The organism is Dysgonomonas termitidis (genome assembly GCF_042654545.1).
Taxonomy (GTDB): domain Bacteria; phylum Bacteroidota; class Bacteroidia; order Bacteroidales; family Dysgonomonadaceae; genus Dysgonomonas; species Dysgonomonas termitidis.
In genome coordinates, this window is the sequence record NZ_JBHSGN010000118.1 from 51,579 (window position 1) to 72,070 (window position 20,492).

At 42.5% G+C, this 20,492-nt stretch carries 9 protein-coding genes; 1 reads left to right on the forward strand and 8 read right to left on the reverse strand.

Annotated features, from left to right (window positions below):
- Nucleotides 1–3: 3 nt before the first annotated feature.
- From ACFO6W_RS19605 to ACFO6W_RS19635, 7 genes are all read right to left on the reverse strand, one after another.
- Nucleotides 4–1,968, reverse strand: a complete 1,965-nt coding sequence (locus ACFO6W_RS19605) for a family 43 glycosylhydrolase (protein ID WP_379999572.1) — start codon at nt 1,966–1,968, stop codon at nt 4–6.
- 80 nt (nt 1,969–2,048) lie between these two features.
- Entirely contained in the window at nt 2,049–4,052 is a 2,004-nt protein-coding gene (locus ACFO6W_RS19610) for a RagB/SusD family nutrient uptake outer membrane protein (protein WP_379999574.1), read from the reverse strand.
- Nucleotides 4,053–4,065: 13 nt separating this feature from the next.
- Nucleotides 4,066–7,386: a SusC/RagA family TonB-linked outer membrane protein gene (locus tag ACFO6W_RS19615; RefSeq protein WP_379999576.1), complete on the reverse strand. Its 3,321-nt coding sequence runs from the start codon at nt 7,384–7,386 to the stop codon at nt 4,066–4,068.
- Nucleotides 7,387–7,611: 225 nt separating this feature from the next.
- The gene (locus ACFO6W_RS19620; protein ID WP_379999578.1) at nt 7,612–7,806 is read right to left on the reverse strand and encodes a hypothetical protein; all 195 of its coding nucleotides are present in this window, start codon (nt 7,804–7,806) and stop codon (nt 7,612–7,614) included.
- Between the two features lie 237 nt (nt 7,807–8,043).
- Entirely contained in the window at nt 8,044–9,300 is a 1,257-nt protein-coding gene (locus ACFO6W_RS19625; protein ID WP_379999580.1) for a DUF2264 domain-containing protein, read from the reverse strand.
- 11 nt (nt 9,301–9,311) lie between these two features.
- The gene (locus ACFO6W_RS19630; RefSeq protein ID WP_379999582.1) at nt 9,312–10,466 is read right to left on the reverse strand and encodes a glycoside hydrolase family 88/105 protein; all 1,155 of its coding nucleotides are present in this window, start codon (nt 10,464–10,466) and stop codon (nt 9,312–9,314) included.
- A 186-nt stretch (nt 10,467–10,652) separates the two neighbouring features.
- Nucleotides 10,653–13,757: a glycoside hydrolase family 2 TIM barrel-domain containing protein gene (locus ACFO6W_RS19635; RefSeq protein WP_379999584.1), complete on the reverse strand. Its 3,105-nt coding sequence runs from the start codon at nt 13,755–13,757 to the stop codon at nt 10,653–10,655.
- Nucleotides 13,758–14,075: 318 nt separating this feature from the next.
- Here ACFO6W_RS19635 and ACFO6W_RS19640 point away from each other — a divergent pair, with 318 nt between their 5' ends.
- Nucleotides 14,076–18,107 (forward strand): two-component regulator propeller domain-containing protein, encoded by a 4,032-nt coding sequence (locus ACFO6W_RS19640; protein WP_379999586.1) that lies wholly within the window; start codon nt 14,076–14,078, stop codon nt 18,105–18,107.
- Between the two features lie 104 nt (nt 18,108–18,211).
- Here ACFO6W_RS19640 and ACFO6W_RS19645 read toward each other — a convergent pair whose 3' ends face one another.
- On the reverse strand, nt 18,212–20,113 hold the full coding sequence (locus tag ACFO6W_RS19645; RefSeq protein WP_379999588.1) for a glycoside hydrolase family 43 protein: 1,902 nt from the start codon (nt 20,111–20,113) through the stop codon (nt 18,212–18,214).
- Nucleotides 20,114–20,492 lie beyond the last annotated feature (379 nt).

Below are 20,492 nucleotides of genomic sequence, written 5' to 3' on the forward strand. Positions count from 1 at the left end.
ACTCTATTCGGCTTTTTGATAAACACGTACATAGTCGATTTCATAGGTCAAAGGAAAAGCATCATCATCCGGTGTGCCGCCATTTCCTCCTATAGCCAAATTTAGTAAAATATAATGAGGCTGCCTGAACGGATTTGTATTTTTACCTATCGAGCCATTGTAAGTATTCTCAAGTAAAGTTTCATTTACCATCGCATTGTCTATATACAGACGGATGGCATTTTCGTCCCAGTCCATACGCCATACATGGAACTTATCGGCCCAAAACGGATCTTTATCCGTGAAATTGGTAAACGGGATTATTTCCGAGTCCCATCTGGCATCGTATCTTTTATCCGTACCCCATGCTGTATTGGCCAATATGTGAGGCTTTCCTCCCACCAGATAATATTCCATCAGGTCTATTTCCCCGTTCGACGGCCATTCCATAGAAGTCCCCAGTGTCCAGATGGCAGGCCAGGAACCTGTTGCTGTGGGTATCTTCGCTCTGATTTCGAAACGTCCGTACCGGAATTCTTTCTTCCCTACCGTTTTTATGGAAGATGAAGTATAGCCCGCATATTCACGGTTCCTCCTCCAATCGGTGCTTCCCGGTTCATAAGCAGGGTTCTTTACCTGTTCCTTCCTGCCCTGTATATTGAGTACCCCGTTCTTGCATACCGCGTTGTCCGGCTGATACCATTGCAGCTCCTGATTCCTTACAAAGCCATTTTCATAGCTCCATACATTGGAATCAGGTTTACCATCTTTGTCAAACTCGTCGTTCCAGACAAGATTCCAGCCTTGTATATCTTTGGGAATGCCATTATCTGCGTTTATATGACTGAAGATATCCAGGCTCCATTCGTCCATCCATTTCAATACAGGCATACCGTTTTCGAAGAGTATCGGAAGCCATATATATCGTCCGTCGGCAGGGTCCTTAGGAGTCCATCTGTCTCCCATAAAAATAAAGGCGTCTTTCTTCCCCGCTACGGGTAATATGTATGTACTCTGGGAATGGAAAGTGAGTTGCGCATCCTTTCCGACACACGGATTCGGATGCAACGTCCAGGGCCCCCGGATATTACCGGCAGTGAGTAAGCGTGCAGCATTGGGTGCCCAGCCTGTACATCCTGATGTTATCATAAAGTAGCGTCCATCTTTCTTAAACACAGCAGGAGCCTCGTTATGGCCACCCGGTTCTATTCGGATATATTTTCCCGTATAATCTAAATAATCGTCTGTCAGTTCGGCTATCTGAAGTGTGAGGTTTTCTTCCGATGCATAAATATGATAGGCCTTACCATCATCATCTACATACAAAGTCATATCTCGGGACATCTGCCCTCCGGTAAAATCGCGGCGGACGAATAACCCGTCATCCACAGCTTTATGCCATTGGGGTGTCCACCAGTCTTTAAAGTCGGTAGGTTTTATTGTTGAAGTTTGCTGCTCTGCGGTCATATTCAAAGGCCATTTACCGGCATTCACCCTGCTATTCTTAATAAACAGGTAGGGACCCGTTACATTATCACTTACAGCGATCCCGACATTGGCTGCCGCATAGCCTTTACCCTTGAGTTCGAGGTGAAAATACATCACAAACTTTTTAGTATTCTCATTATATATCACTTTGGGGCGTTCTATTATGCAACCTCTTACGACAGGACTATTCGGGTCCTCCGAAACAGGCAGAGCGACTCCTTCATTCTTCCAGTTATACAAGTCATCGGATGAGTAGCATGTGACTCCGACAAATGCAGAGTTGGACTTTCCTCCTTTATGTTCCCCAAACCAATAGTACTTCCCATTGTGATAGAGGGTACCTCCTCCATGCGCGTTGATATGAACACCCTTATCATCGGGCCAAAGCCGGCCGGGACGAATAATCTGCTCCATCTTTTGCTGCGAAAATCCGGGAAGGCCCCATAACATCAGTAAGCCTGTCAATAAAAAACCATAAATACTTTTATGTATATTTTCCATCATTATAGTCTTAAAACACCAAGATAGGAAATCCTTCCTCAGAACTCCTATCCTGGCAATCTATTTATTTACAATAAATCTTAATTTATCTTATCTTCATCGGCGACAGCATCCTGCCAAGAATCCCATTTAGGCGTTGCAGCATCATAGCCATCATAACCGTAGTTCTGGCTAAGCTCTCCTTTATTGTTAGCTGTAATCGCTGCATTCGGAATAGGCCATAAGAAGTTACATTTGTCCATCTGGTAATTGAATGTATTAGGGCGGACACTTCTCGGTCCCTGATTGTACATACCATAGCGTGTTACCCTCTTATACCAGTAACTACCCCCATTCAGATCGGTACCGGACTCTTTATATAATGTGTTTACATCATATGTATTACCCCATTCATCAGGCTTGCCGCTCAGGGCAAGGCAATACGAAACTCGTTTCATCTCCACATTACGCCATTCTTCCAGATATAGTTCACGCGCGCGTTCGTCCATAATATCGCCGATAGTCACTGTAGTGTATAATTCCGTACATTTGGCCCTCTTCCTCACTTCGTTTACATCTGAAGCTGCCCCTGCCGGGTCACCCAGATAAAACTTAGCTTCGGCACGGAGAAGGTACGCTTCGGCCAGGCGGTAAAGATACCAGTCGGCAATACCTCCGTTAGTAGCTCCATTAAACTGGTTGGCACCCTGATTAGCTTCCGCCAGTACATCATTCAAATAAATTTTGTACTGAGGCCAGTCGAACCAAACACGAAGGGAGTCTGTACACAATAGAGTGCCTGTATCCGGATGTTTGAACATAATATTCTTGCCAAACCATGCAGATGACGGGTCGTTATACTTAATAGAATCCATTCTACCCCAGTTACCGACCGTACTGTTGTGACGCAAATCGCCCTTATCGTCCATCCCATTTACTTTCCACATTGCATTGGTAGCAAACCAGGTCAGACGCCATGTAGCAATACCACGTCCGATAGACCTGATGTAATCATAATTCGCCCGGTAATTTGTATTATTACGGGCATAATTCTGTACTGCTTGCTTTCCGTCAGGTGTCTTCAGGTCTGATCCACTCGTATAACTGGGCCCGAAAATACGCATTGTAAGGAACTCGATCATTGACCCTGCAGTCGCGCCCCGGTTCACCATTCCCATTATCACTTCTTTATTTGCAGCAGTAAGCTTATTTTCAGGACGGTGCAGATCCCATATCACATTACGGGTCACTTTCCATGTCTGAGGTGAATAACTATTCACAAAAGAACCGAAATTATCCTGCATCAATGAATAACCGGAGCTGTTGATCAGGATATCCGCCTGGTCTTTTGCCTTCTGAAACTGGCCTGTAGCCAGATAACATTTGACAAGCAACATACGACAAGCCCCTTTATTTACCATTCCTGAATATTTCATATCTTTTTGGTCCGGCACCCATTCTACGGCAAATTCCATATCTTTGGTTATCATTTCCAGGATTGCCTCTTTTTTGGCAGATCGATAGTTTTGTTTCGGTACTTTGATGATTTTTGTTATCAAAGGGATATCCCCAAATTGGAAAACCATAGCAAGATAGCGAAATGAACGGTGAAAATATGCCCTGCCCAGATAAGCATTTTTGGTTGCTTCATCCAAACCTGACACGTTATCAATGAAGGTAGTAATAGTATTAGCATATTTTACCCCGTTATAACCTTCGTCCCAAAAATAGCTTCTCCAGTCACCCGCATCGTATCCAGCCCCGCTTGTAGGTGTCATCCGTGTAGCTACGTCCGCAAATAATGCCGCATCGTCCGTTTTACTTGCCACTGACAGTTCCGAAAACAAATACTCTGTACCGATGGGTACGGATATGTTTCTGTTTTCAAAACTCGTCCAATAGGAACGGAGATGGCGATCAGCCTGAGCCATTACGGCCTGCATACCCGATTCGGTAGTAAATGTAATCTCCGGTTCGTAGAATGACAGTGGATCTGGTTTCAGGAAATCATCGGAACAACTTCCTAAAAATAACGAACTGCACATTGCGGTTATCAGCCCTATTGCCGATAATCTGTTCTTCATGTTCTTATATATCTTTTTCATGTTTTATTACAATTTAGAAGGTTAAGTTTAAACCAATCGAATAAATACGGGATGCCAAGCCTCCATTATCGCTGGCTCCTGTTTCAGGATCGCCATACTCCCAGTCTTTTTTCCATACGGCCACATTGCGGACAGATCCAAAAATTTTAACATTTTCCACATCAAATTTTTGTATCCATTGTTTAGGTAATGTATAGCCCACCGATATATTCTCGAGACGAATAAATGAGCGATCGTGGAGTCTGCCGGGAGCAGTAGCTCCGGCTGGTCCTTGTGCATCTAAACGCCCGTACTTATTAGAAGGATTTTCAGGCGTCCAGTATTTCTTGAAATATGTGTTCAGACCGTTAGTAACCAGTGACCCCGCATTATCCTGGTTCATATAGTATGTCTCCAGGGATTTGTGGCCCATATAAGAATATATATTAAAGGACAGGCTCAAATTCTTCCACAATGTAAAATCATTACGGATCGACCAATGAACGGGAGGAGACGTTTGTCCCAGGAATTCCTTATCATTATCATTATACACAGGTGTAATGCTGCCATCGGCATTAACCTTATCGTCTGCCGTATAAGTATTCGCTACTTTCGGATCGCCCGGTTTCTGCCCGTGTCTTTTGGCTTCTTCCACTTCATCTGCCTGCCAGATACCGGTTACACGATAATTCCAGATTGTATTTATCGATTGCCCTATGAACCATCCTTGGCCATCTCTACTGCTCTTATCGTCCATTTCTTTAGATCCGATAACATTTCCGTTTGTATCGAGAATATCCTCGTATTGGTAATAGAGGTGTTTAATCTCATTCTTATTGTAAGAGAATCCGGCAGTTGTTCTCCATTCAAAATTATCAGTTTTCATATTAAGAGAGCTAATCGCAAGCTCAATACCCCGATTCTGTACCTTGCCTAGATTGGTGGTTATGTTTGGAAATCCGGTAAAGCCCGGCAGGCGTTGAAGCATAATCATGTCTTTGGTATCCATCAGATAGTATTCAATATTCCCTGTTATGCGGTCGTTAAGGAATCCATAATCCAATCCGAAGTTCAAAGCCTCCGTCTTTTCCCATTGCAGACTCGGATTCGCCATTCGGCTAATCCGCAAATAATTCATATTTACCAGATTGCCGGAGCTGTCCAGATATCCTTGCGTACTAGTAGGTGATTCAAGGTTAGCAATCGACACATATGGATCTTCAAGTGAGCGGTTACCATTTTTACCCCACGAAACCCGCAACTTTCCAGTACTCATCGGCTTCCATTTGAAGAACTCTTCATTGACAAATGACCAACCCAGCGCTGCCGAAGGAAAGGTGGCATGCGGATAGTTTTGGCCGAACGCCGAATAACCGTCACGGCGAACAGTCGCAGTCAGCATATACCGCTCGTCATATGAGTAAAATAAACGCGTAAACAAGGCATCTCCCGTATAGTGAGTATCATAAGACGAAAATGTACTTTTCAGTTTATCCCCATTGGTCGTATTATGGAATCCAAGAGCATCCGAAGGCAATATATTGCGGGCTTCAACCCTGTCTTTCCAAGATCTTTGCTCTTCTGCTTCCTGAACCAGAGTAAGATTCACGATATGCTTTTGAGCAAAGGTATGTTCCCAATTAATTGTATTGTTGATCGACCAGTCGAAACGTTTTGTCTGCTCACGATTTGCCAACCCGCCTGTACTTACCCAATCCGGATGTTTTGACGATTCAAAATAACGATCGTAGAAATACTGATAACGCGGTGATGCATTGAAGGAATAAGTGATATTGAAAGGTAGCTTTACTTTAGCAGTGAAAATACTGTTCAATACCTGATAGCCTTTTTCCAGATCCATATACTGACGGTTGTAATCATAGTTCCAGCCATAATTCTGACTGGCTCCCATCGGACGATACACTAAGTTTCCATCACTATCGCGATAGGATGCATACGGGCTAAGACGCACCTGATTGGCATCCCAATAGTTATGCCCCAGTCCCGGCTGAATATCTCCGTCACTACGATCCTGGAAGTTTACATTCGCTCCTATTTCAAGCCATTTGGTTACTTTACCCTCTACTTTCAAGTTGGCCCGAACTGATTGATATTCATTCCCCACGACAGCACCTTCATTTTTCAGATATCCAAGAGACATATAATAGTTCATACGGTCACTGGCCCCCGAAACACTGGCGTTATAATCCTGGTTGATCCCTGTACGGAAAGTATGGTCATACCAATCGAATGAATTGTTATCCATATAATTCTGAAGCACTATATCGCTCAGGTTTAAACGCCTTCCATATATACTGGCATCGGATTCGCCTGTTGCATTGGTAGTATATCCACGCCAGGTATCAAGCGAAACTCCGTATTTGGATAAATTGTTCGGATTATCATAATATCCATATTTTCCTTTAGTAGTACCTGACTGATAGGCTTCATATTTACCTGTTTCGGAATTCACTCCGTAGGTACCCGTTTTGTACCAGTCTTCGCGGTATTGCATATAGCCATCGGGACTGAAAACTTTACGATAGTCACTCTTTGTTGTAACACCAAAGTTTGCGCTAATATTTACGACAGGTTTACCTTGCTGGCCTTTTTTAGTAGTAATAATAATAACCCCGCTAGCTGCCCGTGCTCCATAAACAGAAGCAGCCGAAGCATCTTTCAATACATCGATCTGACCAATATCATCAGGATTGATTTCGGACAACTCTCCTTGAAAAATCATTCCATCAAGAATAATCAACGGGTCATTGTGCCCGCCTTTTTCATATACGGAACGCTGTCCCCGTATCTTCATCGAACCACCGCCTTTAGCATCGGCACTATATCCAACCGATAACCCGGGTGTTCCACGAAGAATATCCTGAACCGTTTTCGGATTCTCATTCGCTAATCTGTCCGGACGAATTTGTACGATCGAACCGGTCAGGTCTTTTTTGCGCATTGTTCCATAACCGATAACAACAACCTCATCCAACATCTTGGAATCTTCTTCCAGCTTTATCAGAAAACTCGTTTGATTTTCAACTTTTACTTCCTGTTTGATATATCCTACATAAGATATTACAAGAGTAGAATTAGCCGCTGCCGGCAATGAAAATTTCCCGTCGATATCGGTTACAGTACCTACAGTCGTGCCTTTCACCACAACGGATACGCCGATAAGGGCTTCACCGGTATTTGCATCAGAAACCGTACCCTGCACCGTTCTGCCTTGCGCAAATATGCCCGATGAAAAGGTTATGAATGCAAACAATAAGAAAAATGAGAAGAAAGATTTTGGTACTGCCTTTCCGCATACCTCACTTTGCTTTTTTAAATAAGTATATTTTCCCATAGTAATTAAGTAATTAAATAAGTAATAGGTTAGTTTTTTCGCTTACGATTTACGTGATATAGAGTTCATTATTAACCCTGTATGCTTAAATACAAATACAGGAAGCTCTTATCCCGGATATTTTTCCCTATCCGGAATAAGAGTTTCCTGTATCGAATAATATAATAAAGGTGCAATAGTCCCGGGAAGAATTGTATCTCCGGACTATAAATTCGTTTATTTTTATTATATTCTCTCTCTCTCTCTCTCTCTCTCTCTCTCTCTCTCTCTCTCTCTCTCTCTCTCTCTCTCTCTCTCTCTCTCTCTCTCTCTCTCTCTCTCTCTCTCTCTCTCTCTCTCTAGCAAAACACGGCTAATATCCAAATTTTCAGAAGAAAAAATGGAATAATTTGTTGTTATATTTTTTGTTTTATAATACATAAAATCAGAATTGTGTTTTACATAAAGAGTATTATTGATTTATGGTATTTTCTGGATTCTAAACAGAGGTATCGTAATTAATCCGGGTTTAATCAGACAGGACTTTTGTTGTGAATTATTTTTCCCATGGTAATCTGGATAATAGTTAAGTAAGTAATAGCAAAATTGATAATTAATAAAGGTTTCCATAAGGGTGATTTCATTCAAAAAGGATGAAATTTGATTCTTCTTTACATTTTAATCCCTTATTGAATGGTCTTTAGGGAATGATTGCCCGCTCCAGGCTTTCTTTTCTGTCCAGTCCTGAGCAGGGGAAGTCCAAAAAGAGTGGCTGGCAGGCAAACCTAAAGGAAGAAATACTTCAGCCGTCAGATACAAGCTTCCATTATTTGTGTACCAATCGGCCAAACCGGGTTGATGCCCGGCAAATCCCAATTGTAAAAAACCTCCCTTATTAAAGTTTCCCTCCATAGAGAACATACGCTTCATAACACATGTTAACGCATTACGCACTTGTCCCTCCGGCAACTCCTCCGGTAAATATTCTTTCCATGACAATAGAGCCAATGGTTGAAATGCACCCATACGATAGGTCATAGAACGGCCGAACGCAGGGAATGTGGCCTCAGGTGAGATAAAACGTTCGAGTATGATACCAAAGCGTTGCATACGTTTTTTTGCCGTGTCGAGATTCTTTTGCACCACAGCCAGATTCTTGTCGCGCAACCTGATCTGCCGGTCAACAAGCACTTCCAATACCTGCACATACATAGGCTGAATAACAAAACTGTTATAATAGTCGAATGCAAAGTGTGAGCCATCCGAGTACCAGCTATCTCCCACATACCATTCCTCAATCTTGCGTATAGCGCTGTGAATACGGTACATATCGCATTGCGCATCTACAGAGAGCAAGAATGACTCTACCATTGCCGAAAACAAAAGCCAGTTTGTATAAGGGGGGTCGATACGGCGCAATTGCTGAAATTCCTCAATGTATCTTTTCTTCGTCAAATCATCCAAAGGTTCCCATAATTGCTCAGGCGCACGCAGGAAACTGGAAGCTATATAAGCGGCATCTACCAATGGCTGCCCCTCGTTCCGCCACAACAAATAATCGGGGCTGGCAGGATCAACAGCCTGCGCATAACTTTTGAGCGCCCATTCCCGTAATTGTTTCCGTTGTTTACCTTCGGCAGTATCATCGTCCGGCAAACTAAGCCATGGCGCCAGTCCGGACATCAGACGGCCAAAGCATTCCATGTATGAAACACGTTTGTCACGTCCGTCCCATGTCGGACTTAATTCCAATTCCATATTCCTGGACAACTCACCCTTGCTCATATTGCTAAGGACAGGCGAGGCTATCTTGTAAAGCAGATTTGTCCAGTAAGTACGATCATTTGGTTCTTCGTCTTTCTGATTCATATTTGCATATGATGGTAAAGAAAGGAGAACTGTAAGTGTCAGTAGTGTATATAATTTGTTTTTCATAAGTATAAAATTTATTTTAAGTACCGGGCCATTTCTGTAGCTGCCAGAAGAAAAGCACCTACTCCGAAATCGGCAGTTGTGCCGGGCCCAACATTTTTATGCTGGTCGGCTCTTTCACCTATCGGTTGCACATATCCTATCGAGCCATCAGGTTGCAAAGCTGTTTCTGTCAGATACTTCCAGCTCTTGTCAATTACCGGTTTATAAGTATCCTCATCCAATATGTTATTATTCACTCCCCATAGAAAACCATAAGCGAAAAATGCCGTTCCACTGGTTTCTGCACCCGGCGCCTGTTCCAGATCGAACATGCTACGACTCCAGAAGCCTTCTTTTTGCTGGCAGGCAGCTATGGCCTTTGCCATGTCTTTATATATTCGTATATATTCGGTCCTGTGAGGATCGTCTTCCGGCAAGTCCGCCAACACTCTGGGTATAGCGGCAAAAACCCATCCGTTGCCTCTGGCCCAAAAGTCTTTGAGACCTTTTTTTGTCTTATGCTTTGGATAGATATATTTGGCATCGCGGTAAAACAAGCTGCTTTCTTTATCATACATTAAGTCGCGGGCATAGGCAAAATACTCGTATAACTTACCCAGATATTGCCGGTCTCCCGTAATCTTATACAGCCGTGTCATCACAGGCATCACCATATACAATCCGTCGGCCCACCACCAGTAATCTACATGAGGGGTAGACATCTGATATTTCATTACTTCTTTAGCGCGGGCTATTTTCGTTTCGTCTTTCCCTTCATCGAGATTGTATAAGTCTATGTACACCTGAAAACAAGTCTGAAAGTCTCCGAACAGCACATATTCATCGGTTTCTCCATAACTATATTTCCATTCTGCCTTATTGTCGGATTTCGCCCCTTTCCATTCATTTTTTTCAGACCATGCTTTTGAATATGCTTTATATTCATCCATACCGGTGATCTCATAGGCTGCTATATTTCCCGTATGGTATGCCGCTCTGTGCCAGAATGAATTCTCATGTTCGGGATGTATAGATTGCCAATGATTATTTACTTTTTTTATCAACTCTATGACACCTGCTTCAGATAAAGTTTCATCCGGAATATCCGGCTTTGAACTGTTGTTTCCGGCACAGGATGTATATATGATAAAAAATGGTAATAAGAGGTATAATTTACTTTTCTTCATGGTACATAATAGTCTAAAATTAATGACATATTTCATTGCTGCAAATTTGATGAAGAATATCAGAACAGATAGTGCTCAATTAATTCAAAAAGGGGGATTTTTCATTCAGGATTAAAAATCAGCTATAAAAAACCTTGCCTGAAATTGTTTTTCAGGCAAGGTCTGTAATTTATATTTCTAATCAGGCTATTTTATAATACTGATTGTGTAGCCATATGTGTATTCTTTTCCAAAAAACCTGTATGGTTCGAGCGGACTTGCACCCCATGAATTCAGTCCTGCCACTCCGCGCTGGAATAGATCGACACACAACACGGTCTCATTACGGGGCAGAATATCGGAAGCATGCTGTTGTTTCTTGGTCATGCCCGGGTCGAGGTCTTCCGGCCTGTTGTTGGTCGCACTGACCGATAAAGGCTGTACTCCCGTAACTTTAATGCCTTTACCGTCTTTATTCTTCAATGTCAGCCAGCGAACATCTGTCTTATTACCTGTCTCTTGCGGACGGTAATAAGCAAAAGCCTGCTCTTCGACCTTACCATTCCAGATACCCATAAATGTATCATGGTTACGGTCAATATAATTCTCCCACGGGCCGCGTCCATACCATGTGAAGTCGTCCGTTTGTTTCGGAAGGGTCATAATCATACCAAAACGTACCATCTCAGGAAGATCGTCTGCCAAGGCTTTGTAGTTAGCCAATGTAGTGAGGCTTCCGTCTTTATTCACGGTATAAGCCAAGTCAACTTTCGCTTCAATTCCTTTCAGCTTGGCTTCGTAATTAACCGTAATCCCCCCGTTAGCCTCTTGCGAACCTTTGAACGTATATACAATATTATGTCCGGCAGCATCCCACAAACGCAGGTTATACTGTACCCATTCTCCGAAGTCGTTATCCGTAGGAGCTCGCCAGAAGTTCAAACGAGGGAGTTCGTTGAATACTTTCTTTCCGTCATTAGTCATAGAAAGCAAGCTGCGACCGTCCTTAGAAGAGAATTCATAAGCCAGAGTTCCCGATGTCACGATGATCTTGTCGTCTTTTTTATCTATAGTCAAAGAACCCGATTCGTCAGACGATTGTGCAAAATAATTATTGGAAGCGAAAGCAAATTCACCTTTAGCTACTTCAAATCCGGCTTTGATAAACGATGTATCTTCCTTGCTATATGCAAATACCTGAAGATAGTATTCAGTTCCGGCTTCTGCTTTTATCGCAGGGATGTTCAGTTTGATATCTTTCCGCGAGTCGGCAGGTACAGTAATATCGAATGTACCCTCGCCGGCCTTCTCTCCGTTTCTCAACAATACCCATTTATAAGTATAATTCTTATTGGTAAGGTCGGTAAACTTGAAGTCGTTGATTACAGTGATTATACCATTATTCAGATCTTTAGCTTCGAATAAGATATTCTGATATACCTTCTTCACGATGTGGGTGTGTGGTATATAGTTCTGGTCAGGGCTGATAAGACCGTCGGCAACAAAGTTCCCGTCATTCATCTTATTATATCCTTTCAGGTCACCACCGTATGCCCAGTAGAAACGATCCTGTTCGTCCTTAGCCGGGTATCCGTGATTGTACCATTCCCAGATAAAACCTCCCTGCATATTTTTACTTGAACGCATCAAATCCCAGTACTCCTGGAAATTACCCATACTATTACCCATTGCATGCGCATACTCGCACATGATATACGGACGGCCCAAATCTTTGGCCGCGTCACGTTTCATATTTTCCCATGAAGGGTACATGTGACAGATAATATCCGTGTTGCGGTCTCTCTGATATGCCTGTTCATATTGTACCGGACGGCTGTTGTCTCTGGCCTTTGCCCAATCGTACATATCGAAGAACGCTTTGCCGTTGCTGGCCTCATTACCCAGCGACCAGAAAATAACCGAAGCATGATTCTTGTCACGTTCTACCGCACGGATGATACGGTCCATATGCGCAGCATGCCATTCAGGGAAGTTCGATACATTATCCGGACCATAACCCAAACCATGTGATTCAAGGTTTGCTTCGTCTATCAGATAAATACCATACTCGTCACAAAGCTTATACCAAAGCGGTTGTTGCGGATAGTGGGATGTACGCACAGCATTTATATTCAGTTCTTTCATCAGTTGCAGGTTACGCATCATTTCTTTGCGGGTAACTACCTGTCCCGTATTTGTATTGAACTCATGCAGGTTCACTCCTTTAAAGAATACTTTTTTGCCGTTGACAAACAGTTGTCCGTCTTTTATTTCAATCTTACGGAATCCTATTTTGTGCGAAGTCGCCTCCACCATATTGCCTTTACCATCCTTTAATGTAATCAGCATAGTATAAAGGTTCGGTGTTTCGGCTGTCCATTTCAACGGATTTGATACATTTCCTGAAAATGACAGGTCACTGGTACTCTCTGCCGGAATAGTAGTTTTCTGAGACTTGCCGAATACCTTCTTTCCTGTATTATCGATTATCGCTACATCTACAGTTTGGGCTTGCGCTGCATTCGTATAATTCTTCAGTTTGACATCCACACCGAATACCCCGTTCTTGTAGGTCTTATCCAGATCGGGATGAGCAAAGAAATCCCATATACGAGTCTGCGCTGTGCTATATAGATATACGCTCCTGTTTATACCTCCAAGGCGCCACATATCCTGATCTTCTAGGTATGAGCCGTCACTGAATTTATGGACTTCGCAAGCCAGTAAATTTTTACCCTTGCGTATATATTTCGTAATATCGAATTCAGCCGGGCTTTTGGCATTTTCGGTATAACCTACTTTTTGTCCGTTTACCCATATATACATCGAATTCGTACCTCCGTCGAAATGAATGAATACACGACGTCCGTCCCAATTGTCAGGGATATTGAATTCGTGACGGTACGCCCCCGTAGGCGAATCTTCCCTATCGATATACGGCGGATTTTTTCTGAATCCGAAGCCGGTATTTACATACATCGGAATGCCGTAACCATTGAATTCCCAATTGCCCGGTACAGGCATGTTTACCCACTTGCCCGCATCATAGTTTTCCTTATAAAATCCGTCCGGAACTTCTGTGATCTTAGGTACCCAGTGGAATTTCCACATTCCATCCAGCGACTGATAGTAAGGCGATGCCGTATAATCATCCGTTAAGGCAAGTTTATCATCCGGATAAGGCAATGACGTTGCACGGGTTTCTTCCTTATTTACTGCAAAAACTTCCGGATTTTCCCAATCAGGGACGTTATTCTGGGCAAAAAGACCTGAGCACAGAAACACTGAAAGCAAAAAGAGTGTTTTTTTCATGTTTTAGTTTTTGATTGTTATATATAAGAGATTATCTTGCAATGCCACAAATATAGAGAAAGCCGGAGGCAGAGTCAAAGTTTACTTCGAGCTATACCGGAGCGCATCCTATATTCTACAAATATAATGAAATCAGAACCGCATCAGGGTATACAAATCATTCATATAAGGTAGAAATCGTTCCATTTTCTAAAAAAATGTACTTTTAATACTTTATTGGTGTAAAAATAACAATTATTATTTTTAATATTGTATTTCCTAAAACCTAATACCGAATTCAACATGTTTTATTTCTTAAAACGACACGGGATATATTTTATGTTATTTGTTCTTGCCCTTCAGAATATCCAGGCAAAACAGATATCTGTAAGGCCCATGCCTCTTATAAGCCAGCTGCCGTCAAACTCCATCCGCCGGATACTTCAGGATAAAGAAGGATTTATGTGGTTTGGAACTTTAGATGGATTGTGCAGATATGACGGATACCGTATATTGACATTCCGCTCCAATCTGAACAATCCCAACCTTATTGCAAACAACGACATCTCATGTCTGGCAGAAGATAAAAACAACCGCTTGTGGATAGGCACGCGGAATGGGATAAATATTCTGGATAAAAAGACATACACGATCTCGATGCTGCAAGATAAGGAGGTATTGAATCAGAATATAGAAACGCTTCTGGTCGCTTCGGATGGCAATATATGGGTGGGGACACGGAGTAGTGTATTATGTTATAATCCGGATCTGACACTGAAAAAGAAATATAACAACGAACTCCCTGCCACAAATATCAACTCTATCTACGAAGCCCCCGACGGCAGTCTGTGGATAGCATTATGGGGAAGTGGCATATACAAATACAATCCCAAAGATGATACATTCAAACACTACCCTCAGATTGGAAACGGCAACAACCCTTTCAGAATATACCAGGACTGCAGAAAGCAATACTGGGTGTGTACGTGGGGCGATGGCCTGTTTCTATTCAATCCGGATAAAGAAGGCGATGAAATATATGTCCGGCAGGAGGTTTTCAATAAAGAACGACAATTGGCGGAAAATACATTTTTCAGTATTGTACAGGATGATACGCATGGTTATATATGGGTAATGTCTATTTCCGGCCTGCATGCTTTTGAATATGATAAGGATGGTAAGTTGAAGAACATCGATATATCTTACCTCTTCAAAGAGTCTAACAACATATACAGCGAAATAATAAAAGACAGGACCGGCAACCTGTGGATCGCCACTTTCAGCGAAGGTGTGCTTACTATCAATTTCGACCGGCCTGTCATCAAAAACTACTCCATTTCATCCATCAAGGAACGGACTGGAATAACTCCAAACATAACCGCTATCAGCGTAGACGAAGATGGTGATATTTGGGTAAATCAAAACCGCTGGGGCTTAGGAATATTCAATCCTGAAAAGAACAGCATACGTTTATATTCGGATTACCCCCAATTGAAAAATCTTCCGATGCTGGGCAATGTTAGTTGCATATCCCAGTTTCGTTCTATTCCAGATGAAATATGGATAGGTCCTGAAAATGAGGCGAGAATTTACTGCATGAAAAAGGATAAAGATAATATCGTCGTTTCCAGAAGTATCGACTTATCAACCATTGCTTCAGATGCAGGTAATCCCCGTATATTTTTTGAAGATCGGAATAACAATATCTGGATAGTAACCTCTACAGGTCTTCTCATCAAGCCATATAATAAAGACAATATAGAAGTGGTAAGCTTTTCCCTCGGTACTATTTCGGGAATAACGGAAGATACAAGAGGGACGATCTGGATCAGCAGTAAAACATCCGGCTTATCTCAGATACTTATGACCGGAAACTTCCAGACCGGGAAATCCCAAATAAAGAATTTCAACAAGGAAGGGAACAATCTGCCGAGCAACAATATCGAATCCGTCTGCGCCGATATAAACGGTAAAGTCTGGATGGGTACTAAAGAAGGCAGCATCATAGCCTATGATCTCATCAGCCGGCAATTCAAAGACGTATCCGAATCGCTGAAGATGACCGGCGAAGCTATACTTAATATCGTCACCGACAACTTCGGCCATGTATGGGTATCCACCAACAAGCGTATTACAGAATACAATCCGGAAAACGGAGCCTCTAAAAATTATTCCGGTACGGACGGGGTTATCGTCAACTCGTTTCTGGTCAATTCCTGTTTCAAGAGTAAAAACGGGAAAATATACTTCGGCGGAAATAAGGGGATTTCGGTATTTACACCATCCGAAACCTTATCCGAACAAGCTAAACAAACCCGGACTTTCATCACAGATATAAAGATCAACAATTCATCCGTTTTTCAGGGAAATAAGAACCACCGATTCGATATAACCTCACAGTCCCTGACTTTCGAACCTGATGATAAGAATATCGAGATTGACTTTTCTTCTCTCGACTACACATTCCCCTCAAAGATTCAGTATGCCTACAAAATGGAAGGCGTGGACGACGATTGGGTTTATACAGAAAACGACCGCCAGTTTGCAATATACAATCAGTTAAGTAAAGGCTCCCATGTATTTTATATCAAGGCCACCGACGAAAACAGGCTATGGAGCAGCGAGATCACTAGGCTTATGATATATAAACGCCCCGCATTCTATGAAACATGGTGGGCATATGCCATCTATATTGTGTTATTGCTCGCCGCGATCTACTGGACATACAGAATTATAAAGAACAGGATAAAACTTCGCAACGAACTGAAAATAGCCCAAATAGACAAAGACAAGTCGGAAGAACTCACACAGACCAAACTCCGCTATTTCACCAACATCTCGCATGATTTCCTTACGCCATTGACCATCATATCCTGCCTGATCGATGATGCCGAAATCACGTACAAAAGTAAAATTACCCAGTTTGACACGATGCGCTCGAGCGTAAACCGCCTGAAACGTTTACTACAACAGGTTTTAGACTTCCGGAAAGTAGAAAGCGGGAATATGAAGCTCAAAATATCGCAGGGCGAAGCGGTTACATTCATCCGCGATATATGCTATACCAACTTTCTGCCATTGATGAAGAAAAAAGACATAGAGTTCACTTTCAGCTCCCAACCTAATCATATACAAGGATATTTCGACGCCGACAAAGTAGACAAAGTCGTATTCAACATGTTATCCAATGCCTATAAATATACTCCGCGAAACGGGAAAGTAGAGATAAACCTGAACAAATACCTGAGCAACAATCATCCATACCTGCAAATAAGGATAAGTGATACGGGGGTAGGAATAGCTAAAGAAGACCTGGCGAATATCTTCACGCGCTTCTACACCAATAAGATGAGCGAAGCCAGTGATACGAACGGTATCGGACTATCTCTTACCAAAGACCTTGTAGACCTGCATCACGGAACAATAAGCGTGGAAAGCGAGGTAAACACCGGGACCACATTCATCATCGACATCCCGATAGATAAAGAAAGTTATAACGATTCTGAAATGGGTAAGTCCGATCAGGTCATCGTATATGAAAAGAATATAGACCTGATGTCACTGGAAGAACCTTCGGGAGATGATCTGAATGCAAATAATCAGGATGTCAAAGAACGCACGACCGTATTACTGGTCGAAGACAATGAAGAACTACTTACACTTATCAGCAATATACTGTCGAAGCATTACCATGTACTCACAGCGCCTAATGGAGTTGAAGCATTGGACCGTATAAAAGACAACGCCATAGATATCGTAATCAGCGACGTCATGATGCCCCGTATGGACGGTCTGGAACTTTGCCGCATATTGAAGAAAGATCTCGAAACCAGCCATATCCCGGTCATACTACTTACTGCCAAAAACAGTACCGACGACCGCATAGAATGCTACAATGCCGGTGCTGACGGATATATATCGAAACCTTTTGACCTGAAAGTACTGGATGCCCGCATCAACAATTTCCTTGCCAACAAGAAAGATAAACAGGAAGAGTTTAAGACCAATGTGGAGATAAACATCTCTACCCTCGAATACCCTTCTATTGATGAACAATTCCTCAATAATGCAATAAAGATAATAGAGGAGCATCTGTCCGAACCCGAGTTCGATGTCAATACATTTGCCGAGCATCTGAACATGTCCAAGTCTTCCCTGTACCGTAAGATAAAGACGATGACAGGACTTTCTCCTATCGAGTTTATCCGCAACATCAGGCTTAAACACGCCTGCCAGATGCTGAAAGACAGGTCCATATCCATATCGGAGGTCGCCTATTCGGTAGGATTCTCAGACCCTAAGTACTTCACGTCATGCTTCAAACTAGAATTCAATGTGACCCCCAGCGATTTCCAGCGGAATGCAGGATAATGAACCAAAAGGCCGGAATAACATATGACCAGATCATGATATTATCCGGCCCTTACCTTAAAAGCCTAAAAACCAGAAAACCTATAGTATATGATTTCAAGATTTCATAACGTCGGCACTACTGCTTTGATACTGCCATCCGTATCAAACTCCATTTTATCGATACATACTTCCCGGTGAAAACCGGCCGCATCTCCCATCTTTATCCCGTTGGGACGGTTGAAACGATGATATACGATATACCATTCATCCTTACCCGGTATTTGCAACACCGAATTATGACCTGTCCCGTAAATGCCTTTTGCTGCGTCTTTTGCCAGGATCAGATTGTTTTCGGGGATAGTGATAACTCCTGTAGGCGATGTAGATGTGCCGTACCTTACACGGTAATTTTCGCTCCGTGTATCGTCCTCCGACCAAAGGAAGTAATACGTCCCTTTTCTATAAAAGACCGAAATAGCCTCACGGAATGTCCTGTCAGGAGTACGTACCTTAACCGTTTCCTTCTTTATAGACACCATGTCTTTATTCAGTTCAGCCACAGCCATATATCCGTTACCCCAATAGAGATAACTCTTGCCCGTCTTCGGGTCGGTAAATACATCGGGGTCTATCTCCTGACCGCCCTTTATACCTTCCGGCCTGAAATCGATCAGTGCTTTACCCGAATCTACGAACGGGCCTGCCGGATCATCGGCAACCGCCACCCCGATCTTCTGCGCGGCAGTGAAATAATAGTAATATTTATATTTACCATTTACTTTCTTCTCTTCAATACACGGAGCCCATGCATTCCTGTTGGCCCAGAAAACATCTTTTTTCAGGTCGAGTATCACCCCTTCATCCGTCCAGTCTTTCAGGTTGTCCGATGAGAAGGTCTTGAAGTAGTAACCGCCCCAGCCATCAAACCCGTCGCTGGTGGGATAGATATAATATTTCTTTGTTTTATTGGAATATATAATATCAGGATCGGCATAATAGCCCGTAAGCACCGGATTATTCCCTGTCGGGGGAAAACCTTCCGGCATACCCCATTTAGCCGTCAATGCCTTTAGCTCCCGGCGTGTCACCGGAATAACCGAACCATGGCGGGGATGGAAATCCATCGATATCTCGTGGTCTATAACACGGAAATTCTCCAGATCGCTACTTTCGCAAAATTGATACTTACCTTTCATATACACATCATACATCAGTATATAAGTATCTGTATTTATCAGTCTGAATACACCGGAACCCTCTACAGCCTCCTGAGTCTGCTGTTTATAACCTTCATGTTCCGTCCATTTGCCCGAAGTCAGCGAGTTGGTCGTGGCCAGCTTTATACCATTGCCATGTCCTTCGGTTTTGTAAAACATATGGAAAGTGCCGTCTTTCAGGATAATATCCCCGTCTATACACGATTTCCCGTTCTCAGGAAAGAACAACTGTTTCGGTTCTCCCTCAAAATCGGTAAAGTCTGCATTCGCATAGGCATAATATATAATATCCTGACCGCCGCCATGCTTCATCGACCAGTAAACCATGTATTTCTTTGCTTCGGGATCATAAATGGTTTGCGGAGCCCATACCCGCTTCAGGTCTTCCTGCCCTGAATATTTATGTTGAATATTTATGATACTCGACGACCAGTTTACCAGATCCGCCGACTTCAACAAGACCATCGCCCGGTTCGAATCCCAGCCTTTCGACGATGTCATATCCGTCACCACCATATAAAAGGTTTTTCCGTCCTCACATCTCAATATATGCGGATCGCGGACACCTCCTGTCGAACTGATTAGTTTGGAATCAATTACCGGCTTATTGCCATTCAATGATTTATAATTATATCCATCCGCGCTGATGGCAAAATGGATCGCCTCTTCTTCCACCTTATTTCCTGTAAAATAAGCAAACAGATAAGCTACATAGTCTTTTTCCACAGCTCCCGATTTGTACTCCTGAGCATAAGAGGGTACGGACAGGACTAAGATAAAAAGAAAAATTAAAAATTTAGATTTCATGGTTTTCATTCGTGTAAATAAAATGATATTTCAATTCAAGTTCAAATATCTGTAATATATCCCGTAATTATAGGTGAAAAATCGTTCAATTAGAGGCTGTAAATAAGCTATTGTAAAAAAAGGTAACAAAAGTAACACTTGTTTCAGTGAACAGTAAACAGTAAACAGTCATCAGTTAACAACTTGTATCTCGTATCTCGTCTACTTGTACCTTGTTTACTTGTAACTCGTAACTGCCCGAAGGGCACAGTAACTTGTAACTGTTAAAAGGTAACAAAGGTTACACTTTTTTACTTATTACTTTTTACCCTCTCTGTAAATATTATTGCAAAAACCAAATCGCACAAAACACAGAACCAAATGTACAAAATTTACATAT